Source organism: Simplicispira sp. (assembly GCF_028687295.1).
GTDB classification, from domain to species: Bacteria; Pseudomonadota; Gammaproteobacteria; order Burkholderiales; family Burkholderiaceae_C; genus Simplicispira; species Simplicispira metamorpha.
Genome location: NZ_JAQUAL010000017.1, coordinates 11,854 through 35,014, shown reverse-complemented (window position 1 = coordinate 35,014; position 23,161 = coordinate 11,854). Strand labels below are relative to the sequence as shown.

The following is a 23,161-nucleotide window of genomic DNA, read 5'->3' as shown; positions in this document are numbered from 1 at the left end:
GGTGGCGCGCTGGCTCATGGCCTGGGGCGACGCCTTCATGACCGGCATGCTGGCCGCCATCTTTGTCGCCTTCAAGCCCCAATGGCTGGCCACCTGGTCAGACCAGCTGTACTTGCGCAAGCCCCCCACCTGACGCCACTACCGGCGCACAATTTATAGCCAAATCGGACTCCAGCGCCCGCACAGTATGCGCTGGCAGCTATCAAAAACTGAGTAAAAAAACCACCATGCAAACCACTGAATTCGCCCCCGGCCTTGTCGTGCAAAACCTTGCCAGCCCCTTGCGCTTGTCTGACTTCAAGCTCATCGCCTTTGACATGGACTCGACGCTGATCAACATCGAGTGCATTGACGAGATTGCCGACGCCGCCGGGCGCAAGGCCGAGGTGGCCGCCATCACCGAGGCGGCCATGCGCGGCGAGATCACCGATTTCAAAGACAGCCTGCGTCGGCGCCTGGCGCTGCTCAAGGGTGTGCCCGCCAGCCACCTGGAGGCCGTATTTACCGAGCGCCTGCGCTTTAACCCCGGCGCGCCAGAGCTGATGGCTGCGGCGCGCGCAGCGGGCCTGAAAACCTTGCTGGTGTCGGGCGGCTTTACGTTTTTTGCCGACCGCGTCAAGGCCGGTCTGGGCATGGACTTTGCCCGCGCCAACCAGCTGGAGGTGCAGGATGGCCACCTCACCGGCCGCCTGATCGCACAGTGCTGGGGCGATATCTGCGACGGTGCAGAAAAGCGCCGCACGCTGCTCGAAGTGGCCAGCCTGATGGGCATTGCACCGCAGCAAACCATTGCCGTGGGCGATGGCGCCAACGACCTGCCCATGATGGGTGCGGCGGGCCTGTCGGTGGCCTACCACGCCAAGCCAGCGGTGCGCGCACAGGCGCAGGTGGCTATCAACCAAGGCGGGCTCGACCGGCTGCTGGAAGTGCTGGGTTGAGCCAGCACCACCCGGCCCCGGCCAGCGCCCCGCCCCCGGGCTGGCCCCGGCGCCTGGCCCGGCGCCTGCGCGCGCAGTGGCCCACCGGGCTGGCACTGCTGGCCGTGGTGCTGGGCGCGCACCTGTGGCACACGCGCCACCTGCCCAGCGGCGTGCTGCCCGACGCCACGGTGCAGCTGGCCAGCGGTGAGGTGCTGCGCCTGAGCCAGTGGCGCGCCCTGCACCCCGGCCAGCCCGTGGCGCTGCACGTGTGGGCCGACTGGTGCCCCATCTGCCGCACCGAAGAGCACAGCATCACGCGCCTGCAACGCGACTGGCCGGTGCTCACGGTGGCCATGCAATCGGGCAACGCGCCCCAGGTGCGCCAGGTGCTGGCCCGGCGCGCTCTGCCCTGGCAGACGGCGGTGGATGCCGATGGCGCACTGGCGCGCAGCCTGGGCATCCAATCGGTGCCCGCGCTGCTGGTGCTTGATGCCAACGGCCAGCTGCGCGCCGCCTCGGTTGGCTACACCAGCGAGATCGGTATGCGCCTGCGCCTGCGCTGGGCACAGGCCATGGCAGCCTGGCCGTAGCCACCACACACGGGCCAGCACGCCAAGCGCGCGGCTGCCCGTTCAGGCATCGCCCTGCGGGGGCGGCTGGCGTGGTGTGCGCAACGGGTGCAGGGAAATCAGGGCCGCCACGGGCGAACCCGTCGGCGGCCACAGCGGCTGGGGCGTGTCCAGGTCGGCCAGCGTCACGCCGTCAAGCACCGCCAAAAACGCCCGCATGGCCTGCGCCAGCACACCGTGCAAATGGCAGTGGCTGCCCAGGCAACATTGGTTGGTGCGGGGGTCAAAGCATTCGACCAGGTGGAAGTCGGTTTCGGTGCTGCGCACGACCGCACCCACGTTGATCTCGTGCGCGGGCTTCATCAGCCGCACGCCGCCGCCGCGCCCCCTGGTGGTCTCCAGCAGGCCCTGGGCCGCCAGCTCTTGCACGATTTTGGTCAGATGGCTGCGCGAGATGCCGTGGCTTTGCGCCACCTCGTTGATGGTGACTGGCTGCTCGCGGCCCTGGTAGGCGGCGCAGTACATCAACACGCGCAGGGTGTAGTCAGTCCATTGGGTCAGCCGCATGGGTGATTCCAGACATCAGGAATAAAGTGCATTGCCTGCAAATTTTAGGTGTCTAAAATATTCACGATAGATGCATCTTTAGAAAGCCATCCTCCATGAACGCCCCCACCACCGACAGCATCACCGCGCTGGTACACGGCTTTTATGCCGACGTGCGCGCCGACCCTTTGCTGGGCCCCGTGTTTGAAGACGCCCTGCGCGACCACTGGGAGTCGCACCTGGCGCGCATGGTGGACTTCTGGAGCACGGTGGTGCTGGGCAGCAAAAGCTTCAGCGGCAACGTGTTTGCCAAGCACATGGCGCTGCAAGGCGTGACGCCAGCGCACTTTGCCGCCTGGGTACGGCTGTGGGGCCAGCACACCGAGCGGCTGTTTGCCCCCGAAGTGGCCCGCGAGCTACAGCTGGTAGCACACGGTATCGCCCGCAACCTGTTCCGGGGCTACTTTGGCACGCTGCCCGCGTTCGACAGCACCGAAAAAGAGGCCCACAGCGGGCACTGAAAACTCCTGTTTTGATAGCTGCAAGCGCTTTACTGTAGAGGCTTGCAGCCATTTTTTATCCATACCCAGGGCCATGGCAGGCACGGCCAATACACAGGCCATCCCCTCTTGATACAGCTTGTGACTTGCTGCTTAATGAAGAGCACTTTCACACAAGGAGGCATCCCATGAACTTCACACGACGCCAATGGATGGGGGCAGGCGCAGCAGGCATGCTGGGCACCGTCGCTACCGGGATGAAGCTCAACCCCCTGGCACAGGCCATGGCGGCCACGGAGATGGATGCCAACGCGCAGTTGGCAGCACTGAAATCCTTTACCGGCAAGGTGCCGCACGCCACCCACTACGGCCCACTGGTGGCCACGGTGGAGCAAGGCCGCATCGTCCACATTGAGGCGCAGGCCAGCGACAAAATGCCCACCGCCATGCTGACCGAGGGGGTACTTGATCGCACTTACGACAAAACCCGCGTGGTTGGCCCCATGGTGCGCAAGTCGTACCTGGAGTGGGAGCAAAACGGTCGCAAAGGCAGCAACAAGCCCGAGCTGCGCGGCAAAGACGAGTGGGTGCAGGTGGGCTGGGACACGGCCTTGGGCCTGACCGCCAAGGCCATCCTCGACACCATTGAAAAATACGGCAACGAAGGGTGCTTTTCCAGCTCGTATGGCGGCTGGTCGCACGCCGGCATCTTCCGGCCCAACGTGTTGCAGGGGCGCTTTTTCAACCTGCTGGGCGGCTCGTCCATGACCACAGGCGACTATTCCGCCGGAGCCGGTCAGGTCATCATGCCCATGGTGATTGGCGACATGGAGGTGTATTCGGCCCAGACCGCCTGGGAGCAGCTGCGCGACCACACCGAGCTGGTGGTGTTTGTGGGCTGCGACCCCGACAAAAACAACCGCATCGAATACACCGTGCCCGACCACGAGATGTACAGCGGCTGGGAAGCCATCAAAAAAGCAGGCTGCCGATTCATCTCCATCAACCCGCAGGTGACCACCACCGACGAGAAGATGGGCTCGGAGTGGGTGCGCATCGTCCCCAACACCGACACCGCCCTGTTCATGGCCATGGGCTACCACCTGCTCAGCCAGAACAAGCACAACCAGGCTTTCATCGACAAATACACGGTGGGCTTTGACAAATACCGCGCCCACCTCGAAGGCAAAGACGGCACGCCACCCAAAACACCCGCCTGGGCCGCCAAGATCACCGGCATTCCAGCCGCCAAAATCCGCTCGCTGGCCGAGCTGATGGCATCCAAGCGCACGCAGCTGTGCGGCTCCTGGGCCATACAGCGCGCCCACCACGGCGAGATGCCCTACTGGGCCATCGTCAACTTTGCCTGCATTCTGGGCAACATCGGCCTGCCCGGCCAGGGCGTGGGCTTTAGCTGGCACTACGGCGGCGGCGGCATGCCGCAATCGGGCGGCACCGCGCCCACGGGCCTGTCGCAAGGGCGCAACCCGGTGAAAAAGATTTGCCCGGCCTCGCGCATCAGCGAAATGCTGCTCAACCCCGGCCAGGAGTTCACCTACAACGGCAGCAAATACACCTACCCCCAGGCCAAGCTGATTTACAACGCGGGCAACAACGCCTTCTCGCACCAGCAAGACCTGAACGAGCTGGCGCGCGCCATCCACAGCGTGGACACCATCATCTGCCAGGAGCCCTGGTGGAACGGCTCAGCGCGCTGGGCCGACATCGTGCTGGCGGCCACCACCACCGTGGAGCGCAACGACATCACCTCGGCGGGCACCTACAGCATCGACAAGGTCTATGCGATGAAGCAAATCATCGCGCCGCAGTTTGATGCGCTGGACGATTTTGAAATCTTCCGCCGCCTGGCGTCGCTGTGCGGCGTCGAGTACGCCTTCACCGAAGGCAAAACGCAGATGGACTACGTCAAGGCCGCCTACGAGGCCAGCAGCGCGGCCCCGCACATGCCTTTTGACCAATTCTGGGCCGAAGGCATGGCACGCATCCCGGTGCCACCAGAGGCCCACAAGTGGGTGCGCCACGGCGACTTCCGCGCCGACCCGGCCAAGCACCCGCTGCACACCACCAGCGGCAAGATCGAGATGTACTCCTCCACCATCGCCAAGATGAACATCCCCGACATGCCGCCCATGCCCACCTGGCAAGAGCCAGGCGAGTACCTGGGCAACGCGCGCAAGGGCCAGGTGCATGTGGTCAGCCCGCACCCCTACTGGCGCCTGCACTCGCAGATGAACAACTCCGAGCGGCTGCGCAAGCGCTACACCATCCAGACGCGCGAACCGCTGACCATCAGCGTAGAAGACGCCAAGCAGCACAACATCCGCAACGGCGACCTGGTGGAGCTCTACAACGAGCGCGGTGCAGTGGTGGTGGGCGCGCGCGTGTCCGACAAAATCATGCCCGGCGTGGTCAGCCTGTACGAGGGCGCCTGGCCGCAACTCGACAGCAAAGGCCGCTGCAACAACGGCTTGGTCAACTTCCTCACCTCCAGCCGGCGCGCCAGCGGCCTGACGCAGGCCACCACGGCCAACACCTGCATTGCCTCCCTGCGCAAATGCACCGATGCCGATCCGGGTGGCACCAAAGCCTTCGATCCGCCCAAGATCGTCAAGAGCAACATCCAGTTTGACGAGAAGTTTTTTGGCGTGGAGCGGGCCGCCGCGCTGCGCGAAAAAGCCACCGCATCAATGTCGCCCGCTGAAAAAATCTTCTACCAGCGCTGCACCGTCTGCCACGGCCCGCGCGACCCCGGCCACTTCACCGAAAAGCAGTGGCAAGGCATCACGCCCAGCATGTTCCAGCGCGCGGGTCTGAACGCTGACGAGCAAAAAATCGTGCTCGATTTCCTGCTGCAAAACGCCAAGCACTGAGCACCGCGCCGCCAAGCACTGCAAACGGGCTTCAGCCCGGCGTGGTGCCGCCATCGGCGTCTTTGGCATCCTGAGGCAGATCGTCAGCCGCATCTGCGCTGTCTGGATGCACCATTTCGCCAGCGGCACTGCCGCCCAGCGCACCCGCCACAGAGCCAAGCGTGCCGCCCACCAGCACGCCCAGCGGCCCGGCAACCACAGCACCCACAACGGCGCCCGCTGCCATGCCAGCCACAGCGCCGCCGCCCATCAGGGCGGATTTTGATTCCCGCTCGGCTTCGCCCGGTTCAAGGGCAAATTGCGCAGCATCGGCCGGGTCCTGCGACGGAACCCCGTGGCCCACAACGGCCTGCTCGACAAGGTCGGGGTCTACCAGTTTGGCTTCTTTCGGTTCGGGGGGAGATGAGTTCATGTGCGCTCCTTGGGGAGTTAACGTGCAGACGGGCGGGACGCTCGCTGCAACCCTGTTGTAACCCCCGCACCCCGGCGCCGGTGTGGGCCCAAAGACCGTGGCACCGTCAGACAACACCCGGTGGCACCAGCACACAAACGCTTCTGATTTAATAGCTTATAGCGCGCAGTGGTATTGGGCCGGAAGCCAAAAACACCTCCTAAAATCACCGCGCCGGGCACCCCATTACCCCGCGCAGCGCTTGGAAAACGGACGCCTGCCCCCATGTGTGTCCCATTCCCGCCGCTGCGGGTTTTGCGCTATTGCAACGCTGGGCGGCTGCACAGTTCCCTCTCCTGATCCCTCTTGACCTAGGAAAACCTTGTGAACATTTCTTTTCGCACCACCGCTGGCGTGATTGCCCTGACCATTGCCTCGCTGGCCGTGCCCTCGCTGGCGCACGCCAAGCGCTTTGGCAAATCGGTGGCGCCCGCACGCATCGGCAAAGCCCCGGCAGCGCCTGCCACCCCCATGGCCCCCACCGCCAACCGGGCAGCCCCTGCTACGCCCGCAACACCAGCCACACCCGCAGCACCAGTCGCCGCCACCCCTGCGGCTGCGCCAGCACCCGCCGCAACCGCCGCCCCCGGTGGTTCGGGAATGATGGGCACCTTGGGCGCAGCCGCCGTGGGTGCTGTGGCCGGTTCACTGGCTGGCAACGCCCTGGCCGGCGCCATGGCCCCCGACAAAGAAGCCAAAGCCAAAGAGGAAGAAGCCAAAGCCCTGGCCGCTGAAAAAGAAGCCCAGGAACTGCAAAAAAAGGCCGATGAAGCCAAGCAAAAAGCCGAAGCCGCCCGCGCCGCTGCCGCTGTGGCCAAGTAAGCCGCAGGCCTGCACCTTGCCCCACCCTGTTACTGCCCCACCCTACCCATGCTGAAAAAAACCCTCTCCGCCCTGGCCATCGCCACCCTCGCCCTCAGCGCCCATGCTGCCGATGTGCTCAAAGTGGCCGCCACTGCCGTGCCCCACGCTGAACTGCTCAACTTCGTCAAACCCCAGCTCAAAGCCCAGGGCGTGGACTTGCAAGTGCGCGAGTTCAGCGACTACGTGCAGCCCAACGCCGCCGTCGAAGACAAGCAGCTCGATGCCAACTTCTTTCAGCACCAGCCCTACCTGGACAGCTACAACAAAGACCGCAAAAGCAGCCTGGTGATGGTGCCCGGCGGCAAGATCCACGTCGAACCCTTTGGCGCCTACAGCCAGAAGATCAAGAACGTAAAAGACCTGAAAGATGGCGCCACCGTGGCCATCCCCAACGACCCCTCCAACGGGGGCCGCGCCCTGCTGCTGCTGGCCAGCCAGGGGCTGATCGAACTCAAAGACCCCAAGAGCCTCACCCCCACGCCGCTGGACGTGGTGAAAAACCCGAAAAAGCTCAAGTTCAAAGAGCTGGAAGCGCCCTTGCTGCCGCGCGCCCTGGCCGATGTGGACATGGCCTTGATCAACACCAACTACGCCATCGAAGCCAAGCTCAACCCCACCAAGGATGCGCTGTTCATTGAAGGCGCCGATTCGCCCTACACCAACATCGTGGCCGCCCGCGCCGACCGCGCCAACGACCCGGTGATCCAGAAGCTGATCAAGGCGCTGCACACGCCCGAGGTGAAGAAGTTCATCCAGGACAAATACAAAGGCGCCGTGGTTCCCGCATTCTGAGCAGGCACACCGCCCCACGCACAAAGCGCTGCCTTGGCAGCGCTTTTTTGTTGGCCCGCCCCAGGCGCATGCGAACCCACAGGAAACTACAAGGGGCGAAACCCGAAGGGCCGCGTCTGCCCCGGCGCCGCAGCAAACGCGCTGGCCGCACTGGCTGGCGCGCGCGCACCACGGCGCTCATGGGTGTGGCCGTGCAGGCCGGATTTGCGGTCGTAGTCCAGGCGCGCGACCGGGTCTGACAAGATGGCATAGGCCCGGTTGATCTGGGCCAGACGGTCATTGGCATGTTCGGTGCCCTGGTGTTTGTCCGGGTGGCAATGCTGCACCAGACAGCGGTAAGCGGCCTTGATGACCTGCGCACGGGCGCGCGGGCTGACCTCCAACACCTCATACAGTGTGTGCTCAACGTGCATGGCATGGCCCCGGTTACTGACGGACAAGGCCCAGTATCCAGCCATTGCCCCTGGCGCATCAACTGCCAGAGCGTCTCAAAACGTATTCAGGGCTCTTGCGCGCGCGGGGGCAATCCGGCGCCAGCGCGCAAAGGCTGCAACAAATCTGACAGGGCGTTGTGGTCAATCTCGTACATCAGCGCCAGCAGGCGCCCGATGTCGCCGTGCGGAAAGCCTTGGCGGGCAAACCAGTGCAGGTAGCTGCCCGGCAGGTCGGCAATCAGGCGGCCCTGGTATTTGCCGTAGGGCATGCGCACCGTAATCAGGCGCTGGAGCTGGGCAGCGTCCATCAGCCGCCTGCGCGTTTAACGGTGTGGCCGGATTTTTTCAGGGCCTCGATCACGCGCTCTACGTGGTCGCCCTGCACTTCGATGGTGCCGTCCTTGACGGTGCCGCCGCTGCCGCAGGCCGCCTTGAGCTGCTTGCCCACCTGGGCCAGCGCTTCACCCCCCAACAGCAAGCCCGTGACCACCGTCACGGCCTTGCCACCGCGCCCCTTGGTCTGGCGCGAGACACGCACGATGCCATCGCCCACGGGCGCGGCAGCGGCCTTGCACACGCACTGCGCCTGCGGCTGGCGGCAGTCGGGGCACATGCGACCGTGGTCGGTGGAATAGACCAGGCCGCCCAGACTGGACAGCCCCTTCATTTGCGCCGCCCCGAGTCGGGGGCAAAAAACAGCGTCAGGCCCACGCCAATCAGCACCAGCGGCCACCAGACCCTGACCAGCTCCCACAGGCTGATGTCGATGAGCCCGAGGTTGTTCAGCAAAAAGAACAGCCCCACCAGTACCAGCACGATGGCTGCAACGTTGCCTCTCATGAAAACTCCTCCGGTTGTGTGTATGGGCAGGCCGCCTCAGCGCTGGGCGGGCGGCACAGGCAGCGCAGGCGGTGTGCGCAGCATGTGGAAATTGAGCAGGCGGGTGGCCATCACGGTTTCGACAAAAAACAGCACCAGCGCCAGCAAAAACGACACCACGCCCGTCAGAAAGCTGCCCAGCGCCCAGGTGTGGCCGCGCAAATTGGTGGTTTCGCCCAGAAACAGCAGCACGATGGTCAGCCCGATCAGAAAACCGCACAGCGTCAACAGGCCGATGCAGCCATTGGCCATGCGCCCCCGGGTGCGCAGGTAGCCCAGCTCCAGCACGGCGTGCTCCAGCGATTCGGGGTCGTCCTGGTGGCGCACGCGCTCTTCCACCACCCGGGCGCGGTCAATGATGCGCGCCAGCCGCCCGGCCACCGCGCCGATCATGCCGGCCACCGCCGTGAGCAAAAACACCGGCGCCACAGACAACTGGATGCTGTGGGTGATGCTGGAGGAGTCGATGGACAAAGGCATACGGGACGGGGTATCGCGCTGGATGGGGCACTTGGCACAGGCCGGGGTGTGGATTATCGGGGCAGCGTGCCCACGGCGGTGGCGCACAATCGCCCGCTGACATTTTTCTGCCACACCATGCCTTTTGCCTCCCTTGGTCTTTCTCCGGCCCTGTGCCGCGCCGCCAGCGAACTGGGCTTTACCACGCCCACCCCCGTGCAAACGCAGGCCATTGCGGCCATTGTGCGCGGCGCCGATGTCTGGGCCAGCGCCCAGACCGGCTCGGGCAAAACCGCCGCTTTTGCCCTGCCCGCACTGCAACAGCACCAAACGCTGATGCTGGCGCCGCGCACCGGCGGCGCGCGCCGCGCCCACACCCTGATCGTGGTGCCCACGCGCGAGCTGGCCGCCCAGGTGGGCGAGGTGCTGCGCAGCCTGGGCCAGCACCTGGCGCAGCCGCCCAAAGTGGCGGTGGTGTTTGGCGGTGTCTCTATCAACCCGCAAATGCTGGCCCTGCGCGGCGGCGCCGATATGGTGGTGGCCACGCCCGGGCGGCTGCTGGACTTGGTGGCGCACAACGCCCTCAAACTCTCTGCCGTGCAACTGCTGGTGCTGGACGAGGCCGACCGCCTGCTCGACCTGGGCTTTGCCGACGAACTGAACCGTGTGCTGGCGCTGCTGCCCGCGCAGCGGCAAAACCTGTTCTTCTCGGCCACGTTCCCGGAGAGCGTGCAGGCGCTGGCGCAAAGCCTGCTGCACGAACCCATGCGCATTGAGGTGGCGCCCAGCGAGGGCGCCGAAGAAGGCAGCGGCGCCACCATCTTGCAGCGCGCCATTGCCGTGGACGACAAACGCCGCACGCAGCTGCTGCTGAAACTCATCAAAGACGAGGGCTGGGACCGCGTGCTGGTGTTCGTTGCCACCAAATACGCCGCTGAACATGTCGCAGAAAAGCTCTACCGTGCCAAGGTGTTTGCCACGCCCTTCCACGGCGATTTGAGCCAGGGCGCACGCACGCAGGTGCTCGACGAGTTCAAGGCCGAGCGCTGGCAGGTGGTGGTCACTACCGACCTGGCCGCGCGCGGCATCGACATTGCGCAGCTGCCCGTGGTGGTCAACTACGACCTGCCGCGCTCAGCGGTGGACTACGTTCACCGCATTGGCCGCACGGGCCGCGCGGGCGAAAGCGGCCTGGCCGTGACCTTGGTCACGCCCGCCAGCCAGGCGCACTGGCACCTGATAGAAAAGCGCCAGCACCTGAGCCTGCCGCTGGAGCACATCGCCGGTTTTGAGCCGCTGGAGGTGACACCGCCCGCGCAGCCGGGCAGCAGCAACGGCGGCGTGAAAGGGCTGCGCCCCAGCAAAAAAGACAAGCTGCGGGCCGCGCAGGCCGCAGCAGCGGCAGCGGCCAACACCGCTGCCGACGGCGGGCCTCAATCGCCCACGTAAGGCGCGGCGGTGGGAGGCTCGATCACCTCGCCGTCTTTGGGTGGCGGCGTTTTGCGCTGGCCGGGGCAGGCCAGAATTTGCACATAAAACTGCGCCGCGCCCGCCTTGGCCAGGGCATCGACCTGGGCGATCAGCTCACCCACGCGCACCGGCACGGCCTCTTCTTTGGTCAGGCCCAGCAGGCAGTCAAAGTCCCAGTAATCGGCACCCTCGGGCAGGGCGCGGCTGCGCTCGCGCTTGAGGTATTTGCGGATGTCGTGTTTGGTGGCATCAAGCAGGCGGTCGGGGTGCTTGCCTTCGATGTGGAGCGGGAATGTTTTGCGCATGAAAGTCCTTCAGTGGCGGTAAAAAAATCGCCCTGGATGGACGTGCTATGGGGGCGTGGATGATACGGCGTTATCCTGGCGCAGGACTTTTGCATGCACACCACCCACCCCACCCCCAGCAAAGAGCAGATTGCGCTGCTTGAACCCTTTGAACGCCTTGGCCTGGAGCACATCACCCTGGTCAGCACCCCCCAGCAGGCCGAACACGCCTGCACCGCGCTGGCCGCAGCGCCGGTGTGGGGGTTTGATACCGAATCCAAACCCACCTTTGCCAAAAACGAAGCCTCCGAAGGCCCGCACATCGTGCAACTGGCCACGCCCGAGCGCGCCTGGGTGTTCCAGCTGCACGACCGCGATTGCCGCGCGCTGGTCGCTGACCTGCTGGCACGCGCCGGCGTGACCAAGGCCGGTTTTGGCCTGGGCGATGACCGCAAACGCATCAGCGCGAAGCTGGGCGTGGAACCCGCTGGCGTGCTGGAGCTGAACGCCGTGTTCCGCCAGCGCGGCTACCGCAAGGACATGGGCGTGAAGGGCGCGGTGGCCGTGCTGTTCAACCGGCGCTTTCTCAAATCCAAAAAAGCCGCCACCTCCAACTGGGCCAACCCGCAGCTGACCGAATCGCAGCTGCTCTACGCCGCCAACGACGCCTGGGCGGCGGTGCGCGTGTTCCAGGCGCTGGGGCTGTAACAGCCTGCCGCCGCCGGGCACGGGCATGGCCTTCCAGCGGGGAAGACGCCACACCGAAAAATCAAGCCCAATCGGCCTCCAGCCCTTGTGCAGTTGGCGCCACAAGCTATTGATTAGATAGCAAACAGGGTCAACAGCGGCCTACAGCGCCTGCGCCAGCCGCGCCACGCCTTCGCGGATTTTGGCCACGTCGGCGGTGGCAAACGACAGGCGCAGCGTGGCCGGGTCGGGGTTTTGCGCAAAGAACGGCGTGCCGGGCACAAAGGCCACGCCTTTTTCAATCGCGGCCTTGGCCAGCGCGGTGGCGTCCTGCTGCTTGCCACCGGCGCCCGTCAGGCGCAGCCAGACAAACAGGCCGCCCTGGGGCTGCACAAACTCCACGGCGTCGCCCAGCTCCTGGCGCAGCGCATCGCACAGCGCCTGGGCGCGCTCGGCGTACACCGCGCGCACGTTGGCCAGCGTGGCGGGCATGCGGCCCGCCTTGAGGTACTGCGCCGCCGTGGCCTGGGCAAAGGTGCTGGTGTGCGCGTCGCTGAACTGCTTGCACATCACCGCCTTGGCCAGCAGCTCGGGCGGGGCAATCAGCCAGCCCACGCGCAGGCCGGGGCTGAGCACCTTGCTCAAGCTGCCGCAGTGCGCCAGCCAGTCGCGGCTGCCGGGCACCTCGTGGGACAAGGCCAGCAGGCTGGGCGGTGGCGCCTCGCCAAAGTACAGGTCGCCGTAGGGGTCGTCTTCGACCAGCAGCGTCTGGTATTTGACGGCCAGCTCCAGCACCTTTTTGCGCCGCGCCAGGCTCAGGGTGGCGCCGCTGGGGTTGCCAAAGGTAGGAATCAAATACACCAGCTTGGGACGGTGCTCGGCGATGAGCTTTTCGAGCGCATCGACCTGCACGCCATCGCCATCGATGGGCGCGCTGATGACCTCGGCGCCATACAGCCGAAAGCACTGGATGGTGGCCAGAAACGTCGGGCCTTCCACAATCACCTTGTCGCCGGGGCCGATCATGGTTTTGCCCAGCAAATCCAGCGCCTGCTGGCTGCCGGTGGTGACGATGAGCTGCTCGGGTGCCACGCCCTGCGCGCCCTTGCTGGCCATGAAGGCGCTGAGCTGCTCGCGCAGGGGCTGGTAGCCCTCGGTGGCGCCGTATTGCAGGGCGGCGCCGGGCTCCTCGGTCAGTGCGCGCTCGGTGGCGGCGCGGATGCCGTCCACGTCAAACATGGCGCTGTCTGGAAACCCCCCGGCAAAGCTGATGATGCCGGGCTTGCCCAGCAGTTTGAAGAGTTCGCGGATGGCAGAGGTTTCGACGTTATTCAGGCGGTCGGCAAATTGCATGGGCGGGGCTTTCTCAAAGGCAGGTAAGAAAGGGCAATTTTGACAGCCCGGCGGCGCACACCGGGCGCTGCGCTGTGTCGGCGCCGTCCTGCACCCGCTGGCGCCCGGCGCCGACGCGCCAGCGGCCCGGGCGCGGGCATGCTGGTGGCTGCACCACCCACTTTGACCGAAAGAACCACCATGCATTTCCAGCGCCTGAATTTCCAAAGCCTGTTGCGCCCCCTGCAAGCGGGCGTGATCGCCTCTGCCGCCTTCCTGATGCTCCCGGCCACGGCGCAAATGCCGCCACCGGCCAGCGCCCCCACAGCGGCCAGCACCGACACCACCACCGCCGCCCCCATGCCACCGCCCGCCGCCCAGCGCATGCCGCGCAAGCACTACCGGGGCGACGGCCACCACCACCCGCGCCACCACCGCGCCGGGCCGCGCCAGGCCCGGGAGTCGTGCATGCAAGACTGCCGTGACCAGCGCCAGGGCGCCTACGGCGGCGAACCCGCCAACGTGAACCGCATGGTCAACGACCGCCCCCACACCATGACCGAATACGAACGCAACGCCCTCGCCCGCTGCGACGTGTTCAAAACCCGGCCCGAGCACCGCGCCTGCGTAGAACGCCTGCAACAACCCGCGCAGGGCAGCGTGGAAGGCGGCGGGCTGCTGCGCGAATACTCTTACGAAGTGCCCGCAGAGCCGCGCTGACACACAGCGCACCGCACCAGCGCGCCCCGGTATCAGCGGGGGCAGGGCCAGGGCGGTGCTGCGGGACAATGGTGTCCAAGCACCGCCATATACCGCAGCACCACCCACCCTGCCCCCGCTTCCTTTTGCCCCATGACACCTGCGCAAATCCACGCCTTTTTTGCCGCCCTCCAGGCGGCCAACCCCCAGCCCCAGACCGAACTGGAATACACCAGCGTGTTCGAGCTGCTCACCGCCGTGCTGCTGTCGGCCCAGGCCACCGATGTGGGCGTGAACAAGGCCACGCGCAGATTGTTTCTGGTGGCCAACACACCGCAGGCCATCATCGACCTGGGGCCAGAGCGGCTGGAGGGCTACATCAAAACGATAGGGCTGTACCGCAGCAAGGCCCGGCACCTGATGGCCACCTGCCACATCCTGGTGGAGCAGCATGGCGGCGTGGTGCCCCGCACGCGCGAGGCGCTGGAGCAACTGCCCGGCGTGGGCCGCAAAACCGCCAACGTGGTGCTGAACGTGGCCTTTGGCCAGCCGACCATGGCGGTGGACACGCACCTGTTCCGCGTCAGCAACCGCACCGGCCTGGCGCCGGGCAAAACACCGCTGGCAGTAGAAAAGCAGCTGTTGCAGCGCGTGCCCGCCCAGTACGCCGTGGACGCCCACCACTGGCTGATTTTGCTGGGCCGCTACGTCTGCCAGGCGCGCAAACCACGCTGCTGGGAATGCGTGGCCGCCCCGCACTGCGATTTTGAGCCGAAAACGCTATCAATTAAATAGCTAGTAGCGCTTGCTGCGCGGGCGCTGGAGGTCTAAAACGCCTTTCAACGGCGGGCATCGGCTGGATGCTGGCTGTGGGAACCGTGGCGCTGCCCGGCGGGGGGCTGCGGATAGCAAGCCCAAAGAGCTGGTTTGCAAGGAGGAAATTCTGCGACGTGTCGGCAAACGACCCGTAGCAGTCCATCAAAGAGCAGCGTTTTCTTGCTGGGTACAATTTCGCCCATGGCTACCCTTCTGCACTTCACCCTGAATCCGGTCGAATACCGGGGTGCTGCCATGCCTCGTGGACATTTTCACTCTGTCACACCACCCTAGTTGGGCAGCAGCGTAGCAAGAGCGCTTCCTCTTGCATCCCCCACTTATGCAGCTTGCCTATGACTAAGGCTATCGGCTTGCACCTCTTCATCTTGCGCCTACACCTGCCTTCTCTGGGCAGGCGTTTGTGGGCGCGCCCTTCCCCTCTGTGCTGAGAGGCGGTTTACCTATATGTCAATTGAAAAAATGCGGGCCGTTTGGCTCTGTAACGTCCGTGGCGATTTGCTGGCTGGCATTGTTGTCGCTTTAGCGCTTATTCCAGAGGCAATTGCTTTTTCCATCATTGCTGGTGTTGACCCCAAAGTGGGGCTTTACGCCTCTTTTGCCATCGCTACGCTGATTGCTTTTGTTGGCGGACGACCTGGCATGATTTCCGCTGCTACGGGCGCTATGGCGCTGGTGATGGTGACGCTGGTAAAAGAGCACGGCCTGGACTATTTATTGGCGGCCACCATCCTTGCCGGTGTGCTCCAAGTATTGGCCGGTTTTCTGCGCCTTGGCCAGCTCATGCAGTTTGTCTCTCGTTCTGTGGTGACGGGTTTTGTGAATGCGCTGGCAATCCTGATTTTCATGGCACAGCTGCCAGAGCTGACCAATGTCACTTGGCACGTTTATGCCATGACTGCCGCAGGGCTCGCCATCATCTACGGCTTGCCCTATGTCACCAAAGCGGTGCCATCCCCTTTGGTGGCCATCATCGTTTTAAGCATCGTCTATGCCGTTTTTGGTCTGGACATCCGTACGGTTGGCGACATGGGGGCATTGCCCGATAGCCTGCCGAGCTTCTTCATCCCCAACGTCCCCTTCACTTGGGAGACGCTGCAAATCATCCTGCCGTACTCAGCCACCCTTTGTGTCGTAGGTCTGTTGGAGTCGCTCATGACTGCCACCATCGTGGATGACATGACAGACACCACGAGCAACAAAGACCGTGAATGCGTGGGCCAAGGGGTCGCCAACATTGCTACAGGCTTCGTAGGCGGTATGGCGGGTTGCGCCATGATCGGTCAGTCGGTCATCAATGTGAAGTCCGGGGGGCGTGGGCGTCTGTCTACTCTGACAGCTGGTGTGGTGTTGTTGATATTGGTTGTATTCCTTGGCGACTGGGTGAAACAGATTCCCATGGCCGCCTTGGTCGCCGTGATGATCATGGTGTCGATTGGCACCTTCAACTGGCGCTCTATCAAAGACTTGGTTGCCCACCCCAAAACATCCAGCGTTGTGATGCTCGCTACCGTCGTTGTGACTGTTGCAACCCACGACTTGGCCAAGGGTGTGCTGACCGGTGTTCTGTTATCCGGTGTTTTCTTCGCCTATAAGGTTCGCCGGATTCTTGATGTCACATCAAGCCTCAGTTCAGATAGAAAAACACGAACTTATCTTGTCTCCGGGCAGGTGTTTTTTGCGTCTTCCGAGGCATTTATCGCCAAGTTTGACTACCTGGAAAAGCTGGAGTACATCTGCATTGATGTGAGTCAGACACGATTCTGGGACTTGACCTCGATAGAGGCGCTTGACCGGGTAGTGCTAAAGCTGCGCCGTGGAGGCACCCAAGTCGAGGTGCAGGGACTGGATACCAGCAGCGCTGGATTGGTGGAACAGTTCGCGTTTTATCCAAAAAGCGAAAGCGCAAATTATGTGAAGTTGCATTGAAAACATTATTTATTGTTCAGTGTCAGCTTTTGGCCGAAAGCAGCCTCACGTCAACACACCACGCAGCAGCCCCCAAATCAGCCTCTAGCGCCCGTCTGCCGTGCGCTACCAGCTACTGATTCAGTAGCAATCTTCCCCCTGCGCTACCCCACCAACGCAGCACCACCCCGAACACTGGGCGCGTCCTGGGCGCAGGCGGTAGTGTGGGTGCAGGCGCCAATCAACTCCTTTTTTGATAGCTCCTCGCGCTTACTGCACGGGCGCTGGATCCCTAAAACACCTTCAAAAATCCTGCCCTGAAATTTGGCCCCCCCCCCTGCGCGCGCCCGTGGCAGCGATGGCGCTGCGGGTGGTGGCTTCCCGCCGTGGACGGGCCGCGTGGCGCGGCCCCGGCCCAGCCCGGCGCAATTCTGTTCAATACGAACCCCGCGTGTCTCAGCACACTGGGCCTTTTGGACTGAACCATCAGGGAGGTTTTTTGGTGACCGAGCTTTTGTTTGCGATGGCAACCTTTGCCCTTATCGGATCGATCACGCCCGGCCCGGTCAACGTTTTGGCGGTGCGCCACGGTGCCAGCGCCCGCTGGGGGGCCGCCATGGCGTATGTGCTGGGCGCCAGCCTGAGCTACACCCTGGTCGTCTGGCTCATGGGAAAAGGCAGTGAATTTCTGCTCAACGACCCGGCCATCGCCCAGGCAGCCCAATGGGGCGGTGCCGCTTACCTCAGCTACCTTGCTTGGCGCATCAGCACGGCGCCCCTGGTCAACTTGCAGGCCGATGCGGCGCCAGTGCAGCACTCTGCCCTGATGGCGTTCATGGAAGGGGGCATCACGCAATCGCTCAACCCCAAGGCCTGGATAGTGGCGCTGTCGGGCATCGCTCTGTTCGTGGTGCCACAAGCGGATGGGCAGACTGCGTACTGGCTTTTTTGCGGCGTCTCGCTGCTGGCGTGTTGCTTAGGCGTGGGCTGCTGGGCGGTGGCGGGCCGGGTGCTGTCGCGCTGGTTGGGCCCGGCCCCACGGCAAAAGGCATTCAACCAGATGATGGGCGTTTTGCTGCTGCTCAGCGTGGCCAGTATGCTGCGCTGAGCCCACACCGCCCTATGCCCCAGCACCGCCAGCACCGCATCCATCGCCACCCGGCAGCGCCGTGGGCCGAGCTGCGCGTCAGCACCCAAACGTTCGACTGCTACCGGGCGCACTCACACGCCGAGTATTCGGTGGGCATCGTCGACCAGGGTTGCGCCACGTTCCACCATGCGGACGGTTCGCACCCGGTCATGGCCAGATCGGTGGTGTTGATCGAGCCGGGCATCGTTCACGCGTGCAACCCCGTTGTCCGGCAGGCGTGGTCTTACCGGATGCTGTTTATCGATGCGGCGTGGCTGCACCGCGCGGTGGCACAGGTGTGGGGCCGTGCGCTGCCTTGCGAGGGGCTGGCGTTCTTGTCACGCCACGCCAACGATGCGGCGGGTACGCAGGCGGTGGACGGTTTTTGCCAGCCGATCACGTCCGACTGCGCGGCCAGCGCATTGGCGGCCCAATTGCCGCAGTGGATTGCACGCCATGCCCGCCCAGAAGGCGCGCAACACCCGGCCACGGTGCCTGCCGATCTGGTGGCCGCCATAGACACCATGCACACAGAGATGGAGCGGCGCATTACAGTCAAAGAGCTGGCCCAGGCGTGCGCCATGAGCGATTCACAGTTCATTCGCCGCTTTCATGCGGCTTTTGGGATGACGCCCGGTGGCTATTTGCAGAACCTGCGCATCAATGGCGCAAGGCGGCTTTTGTCGCAGGGCATGGCCTTGGCGGATGCGGCGCACTCGATGGGGTTTGCCGATCAGGCACACATGCAGCGCGCCTTCAAGGTTCACCATGCGATGACGCCCGGCACGTACCGGCGGCGGCGCTGACAGCGCGGCGGTCAACGGGCCACGGTGGCCAGCCCACGCGCTGGTTAAGCATCAAATCAGCCTCTAGCGCCCGCTCTTCCTGCGCTATTAGCTACTGATTCAGTAGCAATCCATGCCCTGCTCTGATCCGTCAACGCAGCCCCGGCCAGCGCGCCGGGGGCATCCTGCGTGCGGCTGGCCGTGCAACCGCCGGGCATCAACAAGATGCGGATAGCATGGCGGCAGACTGCACCTACCGGAGACAACCATGCCCATCCACAAAACCCTGATCGCCCTGCTCGCAGGCGTGGCCTGCGCCAGCGCCGCACAGGCCCAGTGCCTGACCGATGCCCAGGTGGCCGACCTGACCACGCACTACTTTGCCAAGACGCCCGCCGCCAACATCGAGAACCTGACCGATGCCGACGGCGCCTGCACCCGCGCCAAGTTCAACGCGCACATCGCCCCCCGGCTGGGCAAGGTGGTGGGCTACAAGGCCGGGCTGACCAACCCGGCGGTGCAAAAACGTTTTGGCACCGACAAACCCGTGTGGGGCACGCTCTACGAAGGCATGGTGCAGCCCAGCGGCACCACCGTAGAAGCGGCTTTCGGTGCGCGCCCGCTGTTCGAGGCCGACATGCTGGTGCGCGTGAAAACTGCCGCCATCCACGCAGCGCGCTCGCCCCTGGAAGTGCTGGAGGCCGTTGACCAGGTAATTCCCTTCATCGAACTGCCCGACCTGCTGGTGCAGGCGCCGCCCAAGCTCAACGGCGCAGGCGTGAGCGCCATCAATGTGGGTGCCCGCCTGGGCGTGGTCGGCCAGCCACTGACCGTGCCAGTGCTGCGCGCCGAGCGCTACGCGCTGCTGGACGCGCTGCGCGACATGCAGGTCACTGTGACCGATGCGCCGGGCACCGTGCTGGGCCAGGGCAAGGGCAGCGACATCCTGGAGCACCCGCTCAACGCCGTGGTGTGGCTGGCCCAAGCGCTGCAACAGGAAGGCATCACGCTGCAACCGGGCGACCTGATCAGCCTGGGTTCGTTCTCGCCGCTGCTGCCGCCCAAGCCCGGCCAGACGATCACGGTGACCTACACCGGCCTGCCCGGCGCGCAGCCGGTGCGGGTGAGTTTTCGTTAAGCCGCGCGCGGCGCGCTGTGGGCGCGCAGCCAAGCGGCAAAGTCCGCTTCGGAGATGTCGCCAGCGGCCACGGCCAGCATGGTGAGCACGCACGAGGCGTCATCAGCGCGCAGCACTGCGTAGGCCGCGCGTGCAGCAACTAAACCCAGCCGCCTCACCCGCCCTGCGTAGCCACCCCCGCCGCTTCAAAGCTGGCCATCTCGCGCAGAACAGCGCAGGCCGATTGCAAGAGCGGCCAGGCCAGCGCGGCGCCCGAGCCTTCGCCCAGGCGCAGGCCCATGTCCAACAGGGGCTTGGCTTGCAACTGCGCCAGCATCAGCGCGTGGCCGGGCTCGCCAGAGGTGTGGGCAAAGACGCAGCGCTGCAACACCGCCGGTTGCAGGCGCGCAGCCACCAGCACGGCAGCGCTGGTGATAAAGCCATCGACCACGATCACGCGGCGCTCTTGTGCTGCTTGCAGCACGGCGCCGGTCATGGTGGCCACCTCAAAGCCGCCCAGCGCGGCCAGCGCGGCCAGTGGCTCAGTGGCCGTGGCATTGGCGGCCAGGGCCTGCGCCAGCACGGCGCGTTTGCGCTCAATGCCTGCGGCGTCCAGGCCGGTGCCAGCGCCAGTGCAGTCTTGCAGCGATACGCCGCACAGCCGCGCCAGCAACAGCGATGCCACCGAGGTGTTGCCTATGCCCATCTCGCCCAGCAGCAGCGCGTTGCCGGGCAGCGCGCGCACCACTTCCATGCCGTTGTGCAGGGCCTGGGCGCATTGGGCGGCGGTCATGGCGGGGCCGACGCTGGCGTCTTGCGTGCCGGGCGCCACTTTGTGCAACAGCAGTTGCGGCTGGCCGGGGGCAGCCGCGCGCGGGGCGATGTCACGGGCCACGCCGCAATCGACCACCGTGAGGGCCAGGCCGTGCTGGCGTGCCAGCACGCTGACGGCGGCGCCCCCGGCGAGAAAGTTCTCCACCATCTGCCAGGTCACGTCGCTGGGGTAGGCCGATACACCCCGCGCGGCCAAGCCGTGGTCGCCTGCAAACACCACCATTTGTGGCGCTTGCAGGGTGGGCTGGTCGGTGCCCAGAATCTGGCCCAGTTGCAGTGCCAGGGCTTCGAGCCTGCCCAGCGCGCCCAGGGGCTTGGTTTTGTGGTCCAGCTGGTGCTGGAGCGTGCGGGTCAGCGCGGGGTCGGACAGATCGGCGGCGCGGGGAAGCTCAAAAGGCAGTTGCATGGGGATACCGGGGTTTCAGGAAAAAAGCGCAGGCGCCATTGTCCACGGCAGCCCCGGTCTGGCCGGGGGGTGCGGGCCGATCAATCGGGCTTGAGGTTCTGGCGCTCTACGGTCTTGCGGTAGATCTCGTATTCAGCGGCAATTTGCTGCGTGAACTGGGCTGGCGAGTTGCCCACCACCAGGGAGCCGGTGTCTTCGATGCGCTTGCGCACGCCGGGGTCTTGCAGCGCTTTCATGGCCGCAGCCTGGACTTTGTCCACCACGTCTTTGGGCAGATTCTTGGGGCCGTAAATGCCGTAAAAAGCCATGCGGTTCACCGGCTCTTGCCCCACTTCCTGGAAGGTAGGCACCTTGGGCAGCACGCTGGCGCGCGCGGGCGCAGACACCACGATGGGCACCAACCGCCCCTCTTTGATGAACGGCAGGGCCGAGGGCAGGTTGTCCATGATGATGGGCACCTGGCCAGCCACCGTGTCGTTGAGGGCGGGGCCTGAACCCCGGTACGGGATGTGCGTCAGAAAGGTGCCCGCCAGGCTTTTGAACAGCTCCATTTGCAGGTGGCCGATGGAGCCGGTGCCTGCCGTGCTGTAGCTGTATTTGCCGGGATTCTTCTTCAGCTCGGCGACAAAGCCTGCGTAGTCCCGCGCCGGAAACGAGGGGTGTACGGCAATCACATTGGGCGTGGCCGCCAGGTTGATGATGGGGGTGAAGTCGGTCAGCGGGTGGTAGGGCAGCTTGGGGTTGATGGCCGGGTTGGTGGCCGTGGCCGACACGGTGGCCATGCCCAGGGTGTAGCCGTCGGGGCGGGCGCGGGCCACCTCCAGCGCACCGATGGCGCCGCCACCGCCGCCCTTGTTGTCCACCACCAGGGGCTGGGTCAGGGCCGCGCCCATCTTGTCTGACACCACCCGCGCAATGATGTCGGTGGTGCCCCCTGCGGCAAACGGCACCACCAGACGCACCGCCCGCGAGGGGTAGGCATCGGCTTGCGCCAGGGCGGGCAGTGCCCCGCTCAAAAGGCCTGCGGCGGCCATCAACGACAAAATCAAACGCATGCTTGTCTCCTTGTAAATCGCGTCAAAAAAGGTGCCCTGCACCGTGGGGAAAACCAAAAACCTTCAGCCCCGGCGCAGCAGCTGGCCCCGGTGCAGCTCGCCGCAGTGGTTCACGCCCAGCATGGCCATGTTGCGGTCCACCTCCTGGCGCAGCAACTCAATGGCATGGGCCACGCCCGCTTGGCCCGCCACGGCGGCGGCGTAGTTGAAGGGCCTGCCCACAAACACAAAGCGCGCGCCCAGCGCCAGCGCCTTGAGCACGTCGCTGCCGCGCCGGAAACCGCTATCGACCATCACGGGCCAGTCACCCACAGCGTCCACCACGTCGGCCAGGATGCGCAGCGGCGCCACCGCGCCATCGAGCTGGCGGCCACCGTGGTTGGACAGGATCACGCCATCGGCACCGTGCTCGCGGGCCAGCAGCGCATCGGCCACACTGAGCACGCCCTTGACGATGAGCCGGCCTTGCCACTGGCGGCGGATTTGCGCTAGGTGCGACCAATTCAGGTGGTCACGCGCAGAAAAGTCGCGCAGCACGTTGCGCGAGACGATGGGCGCGCCGCGCGTGGCAAACGAGTTCTCGAAGTGCGGCATGCCGTGTTGCACCAGCGTGCGCAAAAACGTGCCCGCCAGCCAGCGCGGGTGCGTGATGCCGTCCCAGGCCAGGCGCAGGCTGGGGCGCAGCGGTGTCGAAAACCCGGTGCGCACGTTGTTCTCGCGGTTGGCCGAGACGGGAATGTCCACCGTGAGCACCAGCGTCTCAAAACCGGCGCGGGCAGCGCGCTCGACCAGCGCGGTGATGCGCTGCGGGTCGCCCGGCAAATACGCCTGGAACCAGGTGCCGGGCGCGGCGGCAATCACCTCCTCCAGCGGGATCAGTGAGGTGCCGCTCAAGATGGCGGGCACCTGTGCGGCCTGCGCAGCGCGGGCCAGCGCGATGTCGCCCCGGTAGGTGGACAGCGCGCTGATGCCCATGGGCGCCAGGCCAAACGGCGCGGCGTACCGGTGCCCCAGCAGCTCCACGCCAGTGCTGCGGTGCGACACGTCCACCAGCACGCGCGTGGTGAAGCCGTAGTCGTCAAACGCGCTGCGGTTGTCTTGCAGCGAACGGTTGTCTTCCGCCGCACCCGCGATGTAGCCAAAAATGGGCCGGGGCAGCCTGCGCCGCGCCTCGGCCTCAAAGTCGTGCAAAGACAACATGCGCTGCAAAACACGCGGCGGGCGCGGTGCAGCAGGGGTGTGGGCGGGGGCGGTGGTCATGGGCAGGCGCAGGAAAAACGGTGGTGGGCAAATGCCGGAAGCTGCAATGTAGTCCC

The 23,161-nt window shown here is 65.1% G+C and carries 26 protein-coding genes; 14 read left to right on the top strand and 12 right to left on the bottom strand.

Annotated features, from left to right (window positions below):
* The first annotated feature begins 227 nt into the window (after positions 1 to 227).
* Positions 228 to 938, top strand: a complete 711-nt coding sequence (gene serB / locus PHX69_RS03775) for a phosphoserine phosphatase SerB (RefSeq protein ID WP_288042426.1) — start codon at positions 228 to 230, stop codon at positions 936 to 938.
* Positions 935 to 1,510, top strand: coding sequence for a redoxin family protein (locus PHX69_RS03770; protein WP_119014610.1), 576 nt, complete (start codon positions 935 to 937; stop codon positions 1,508 to 1,510). Before serB ends, PHX69_RS03770 begins: the two co-directional genes overlap by 4 nt.
* Positions 1,511 to 1,552: 42 nt before the next feature.
* On the opposite strand, the gene PHX69_RS03765 is transcribed toward PHX69_RS03770, so the two are convergent.
* Complete coding sequence (locus tag PHX69_RS03765; RefSeq protein ID WP_288042425.1) at positions 1,553 to 2,056, bottom strand: RrF2 family transcriptional regulator; 504 nt, start codon at positions 2,054 to 2,056, stop codon at positions 1,553 to 1,555.
* A 95-nt stretch (positions 2,057 to 2,151) separates the two neighbouring features.
* On the opposite strand from PHX69_RS03765, the gene PHX69_RS03760 reads away from it, so the two are divergent.
* Positions 2,152 to 2,556, top strand: coding sequence for a group III truncated hemoglobin (locus PHX69_RS03760; RefSeq protein ID WP_288042424.1), 405 nt, complete (start codon positions 2,152 to 2,154; stop codon positions 2,554 to 2,556).
* 167 nt (positions 2,557 to 2,723) lie between these two features.
* Entirely contained in the window at positions 2,724 to 5,426 is a 2,703-nt protein-coding gene (locus tag PHX69_RS03755; protein ID WP_288042423.1) for a molybdopterin-dependent oxidoreductase, read from the top strand.
* Positions 5,427 to 5,457: 31 nt separating this feature from the next.
* Here PHX69_RS03755 and PHX69_RS03750 read toward each other — a convergent pair whose 3' ends face one another.
* A complete protein-coding gene (locus tag PHX69_RS03750; protein WP_288042422.1) occupies positions 5,458 to 5,838 on the bottom strand; it encodes a hypothetical protein in 381 nt (126 codons plus the stop codon).
* A gap of 363 nt (positions 5,839 to 6,201) precedes the next feature.
* Here PHX69_RS03750 and PHX69_RS03745 point away from each other — a divergent pair, with 363 nt between their 5' ends.
* Both PHX69_RS03745 and PHX69_RS03740 read left to right on the top strand, forming a co-directional pair.
* Positions 6,202 to 6,699, top strand: coding sequence for an ABC transporter substrate-binding protein (locus tag PHX69_RS03745; RefSeq protein WP_288042420.1), 498 nt, complete (start codon positions 6,202 to 6,204; stop codon positions 6,697 to 6,699).
* Between the two features lie 48 nt (positions 6,700 to 6,747).
* Positions 6,748 to 7,533 (top strand): MetQ/NlpA family ABC transporter substrate-binding protein, encoded by a 786-nt coding sequence (locus PHX69_RS03740; protein WP_119014616.1) that lies wholly within the window; start codon positions 6,748 to 6,750, stop codon positions 7,531 to 7,533.
* A gap of 86 nt (positions 7,534 to 7,619) precedes the next feature.
* Here the strand turns inward: PHX69_RS03740 and PHX69_RS03735 are convergent, their stop codons facing one another.
* The 5 genes from PHX69_RS03735 to PHX69_RS03715 all read right to left on the bottom strand — a co-directional run bounded on the left by PHX69_RS03735 (position 7,620) and on the right by PHX69_RS03715 (position 9,326).
* Entirely contained in the window at positions 7,620 to 7,946 is a 327-nt protein-coding gene (locus PHX69_RS03735) for a J domain-containing protein (protein WP_288042419.1), read from the bottom strand.
* An 86-nt stretch (positions 7,947 to 8,032) separates the two neighbouring features.
* Positions 8,033 to 8,275, bottom strand: coding sequence for a DUF3820 family protein (locus PHX69_RS03730; protein WP_119014618.1), 243 nt, complete (start codon positions 8,273 to 8,275; stop codon positions 8,033 to 8,035).
* Complete coding sequence (locus PHX69_RS03725; RefSeq protein ID WP_119014619.1) at positions 8,275 to 8,634, bottom strand: translation initiation factor Sui1; 360 nt, start codon at positions 8,632 to 8,634, stop codon at positions 8,275 to 8,277. Before PHX69_RS03725 ends, PHX69_RS03730 begins: the two co-directional genes overlap by 1 nt.
* Positions 8,631 to 8,807, bottom strand: a complete 177-nt coding sequence (locus tag PHX69_RS03720) for a YtxH domain-containing protein (protein ID WP_119014620.1) — start codon at positions 8,805 to 8,807, stop codon at positions 8,631 to 8,633. The genes PHX69_RS03725 and PHX69_RS03720 overlap by 4 nt, the downstream gene beginning before the upstream one ends.
* 36 nt (positions 8,808 to 8,843) lie before the next feature.
* Positions 8,844 to 9,326, bottom strand: coding sequence for a DUF2721 domain-containing protein (locus tag PHX69_RS03715; RefSeq protein WP_288042418.1), 483 nt, complete (start codon positions 9,324 to 9,326; stop codon positions 8,844 to 8,846).
* 117 nt (positions 9,327 to 9,443) lie between these two features.
* Here PHX69_RS03715 and PHX69_RS03710 point away from each other — a divergent pair, with 117 nt between their 5' ends.
* On the top strand, positions 9,444 to 10,754 hold the full coding sequence (locus PHX69_RS03710; protein ID WP_288042417.1) for a DEAD/DEAH box helicase: 1,311 nt from the start codon (positions 9,444 to 9,446) through the stop codon (positions 10,752 to 10,754).
* Here PHX69_RS03710 and PHX69_RS03705 read toward each other — a convergent pair.
* A complete protein-coding gene (locus tag PHX69_RS03705) occupies positions 10,739 to 11,080 on the bottom strand; it encodes a DUF6172 family protein (RefSeq protein WP_241525027.1) in 342 nt (113 codons plus the stop codon). The two genes, PHX69_RS03710 and PHX69_RS03705, sit on opposite strands and share 16 nt — an antisense overlap.
* Positions 11,081 to 11,173: 93 nt before the next feature.
* Here PHX69_RS03705 and PHX69_RS03700 point away from each other — a divergent pair, with 93 nt between their 5' ends.
* On the top strand, positions 11,174 to 11,767 hold the full coding sequence (locus PHX69_RS03700; protein ID WP_119014623.1) for a 3'-5' exonuclease: 594 nt from the start codon (positions 11,174 to 11,176) through the stop codon (positions 11,765 to 11,767).
* A 141-nt stretch (positions 11,768 to 11,908) separates the two neighbouring features.
* Here PHX69_RS03700 and PHX69_RS03695 read toward each other — a convergent pair whose 3' ends face one another.
* Positions 11,909 to 13,099 carry an aminotransferase-like domain-containing protein gene (locus PHX69_RS03695; RefSeq protein WP_119014624.1) on the bottom strand — a complete coding sequence of 397 codons (1,191 nt, stop codon included), beginning with the start codon at positions 13,097 to 13,099 and terminating at the stop codon, positions 11,909 to 11,911.
* A gap of 180 nt (positions 13,100 to 13,279) precedes the next feature.
* Here PHX69_RS03695 and PHX69_RS03690 point away from each other — a divergent pair, with 180 nt between their 5' ends.
* From PHX69_RS03690 to PHX69_RS03665, 6 genes are all read left to right on the top strand, one after another.
* A complete protein-coding gene (locus PHX69_RS03690; protein WP_288042415.1) occupies positions 13,280 to 13,798 on the top strand; it encodes a hypothetical protein in 519 nt (172 codons plus the stop codon).
* A 132-nt stretch (positions 13,799 to 13,930) separates the two neighbouring features.
* Entirely contained in the window at positions 13,931 to 14,572 is a 642-nt protein-coding gene (gene nth, locus PHX69_RS03685) for an endonuclease III (protein ID WP_288042414.1), read from the top strand.
* Positions 14,573 to 15,058: 486 nt separating this feature from the next.
* On the top strand, positions 15,059 to 16,540 hold the full coding sequence (locus PHX69_RS03680) for a SulP family inorganic anion transporter (protein ID WP_288042413.1): 1,482 nt from the start codon (positions 15,059 to 15,061) through the stop codon (positions 16,538 to 16,540).
* Between the two features lie 481 nt (positions 16,541 to 17,021).
* Complete coding sequence (locus tag PHX69_RS03675) at positions 17,022 to 17,627, top strand: LysE family translocator (protein ID WP_288042412.1); 606 nt, start codon at positions 17,022 to 17,024, stop codon at positions 17,625 to 17,627.
* Between the two features lie 14 nt (positions 17,628 to 17,641).
* Positions 17,642 to 18,454: a helix-turn-helix domain-containing protein gene (locus PHX69_RS03670; RefSeq protein WP_288042411.1), complete on the top strand. Its 813-nt coding sequence runs from the start codon at positions 17,642 to 17,644 to the stop codon at positions 18,452 to 18,454.
* Between the two features lie 247 nt (positions 18,455 to 18,701).
* Positions 18,702 to 19,571, top strand: a complete 870-nt coding sequence (locus PHX69_RS03665; RefSeq protein ID WP_288042410.1) for a 2-keto-4-pentenoate hydratase — start codon at positions 18,702 to 18,704, stop codon at positions 19,569 to 19,571.
* Between the two features lie 154 nt (positions 19,572 to 19,725).
* Here the strand turns inward: PHX69_RS03665 and cobT are convergent, their stop codons facing one another.
* From cobT to PHX69_RS03650, 3 genes are all read right to left on the bottom strand, one after another.
* Entirely contained in the window at positions 19,726 to 20,790 is a 1,065-nt protein-coding gene (gene cobT, locus PHX69_RS03660) for a nicotinate-nucleotide--dimethylbenzimidazole phosphoribosyltransferase (protein WP_288042408.1), read from the bottom strand.
* 80 nt (positions 20,791 to 20,870) lie between these two features.
* A complete protein-coding gene (locus tag PHX69_RS03655; RefSeq protein ID WP_288042407.1) occupies positions 20,871 to 21,845 on the bottom strand; it encodes a tripartite tricarboxylate transporter substrate binding protein BugE in 975 nt (324 codons plus the stop codon).
* Positions 21,846 to 21,908: 63 nt separating this feature from the next.
* The gene (locus PHX69_RS03650) at positions 21,909 to 23,105 is read right to left on the bottom strand and encodes an alpha-hydroxy acid oxidase (protein ID WP_288042406.1); all 1,197 of its coding nucleotides are present in this window, start codon (positions 23,103 to 23,105) and stop codon (positions 21,909 to 21,911) included.
* Positions 23,106 to 23,161: the final 56 nt, after the last annotated feature.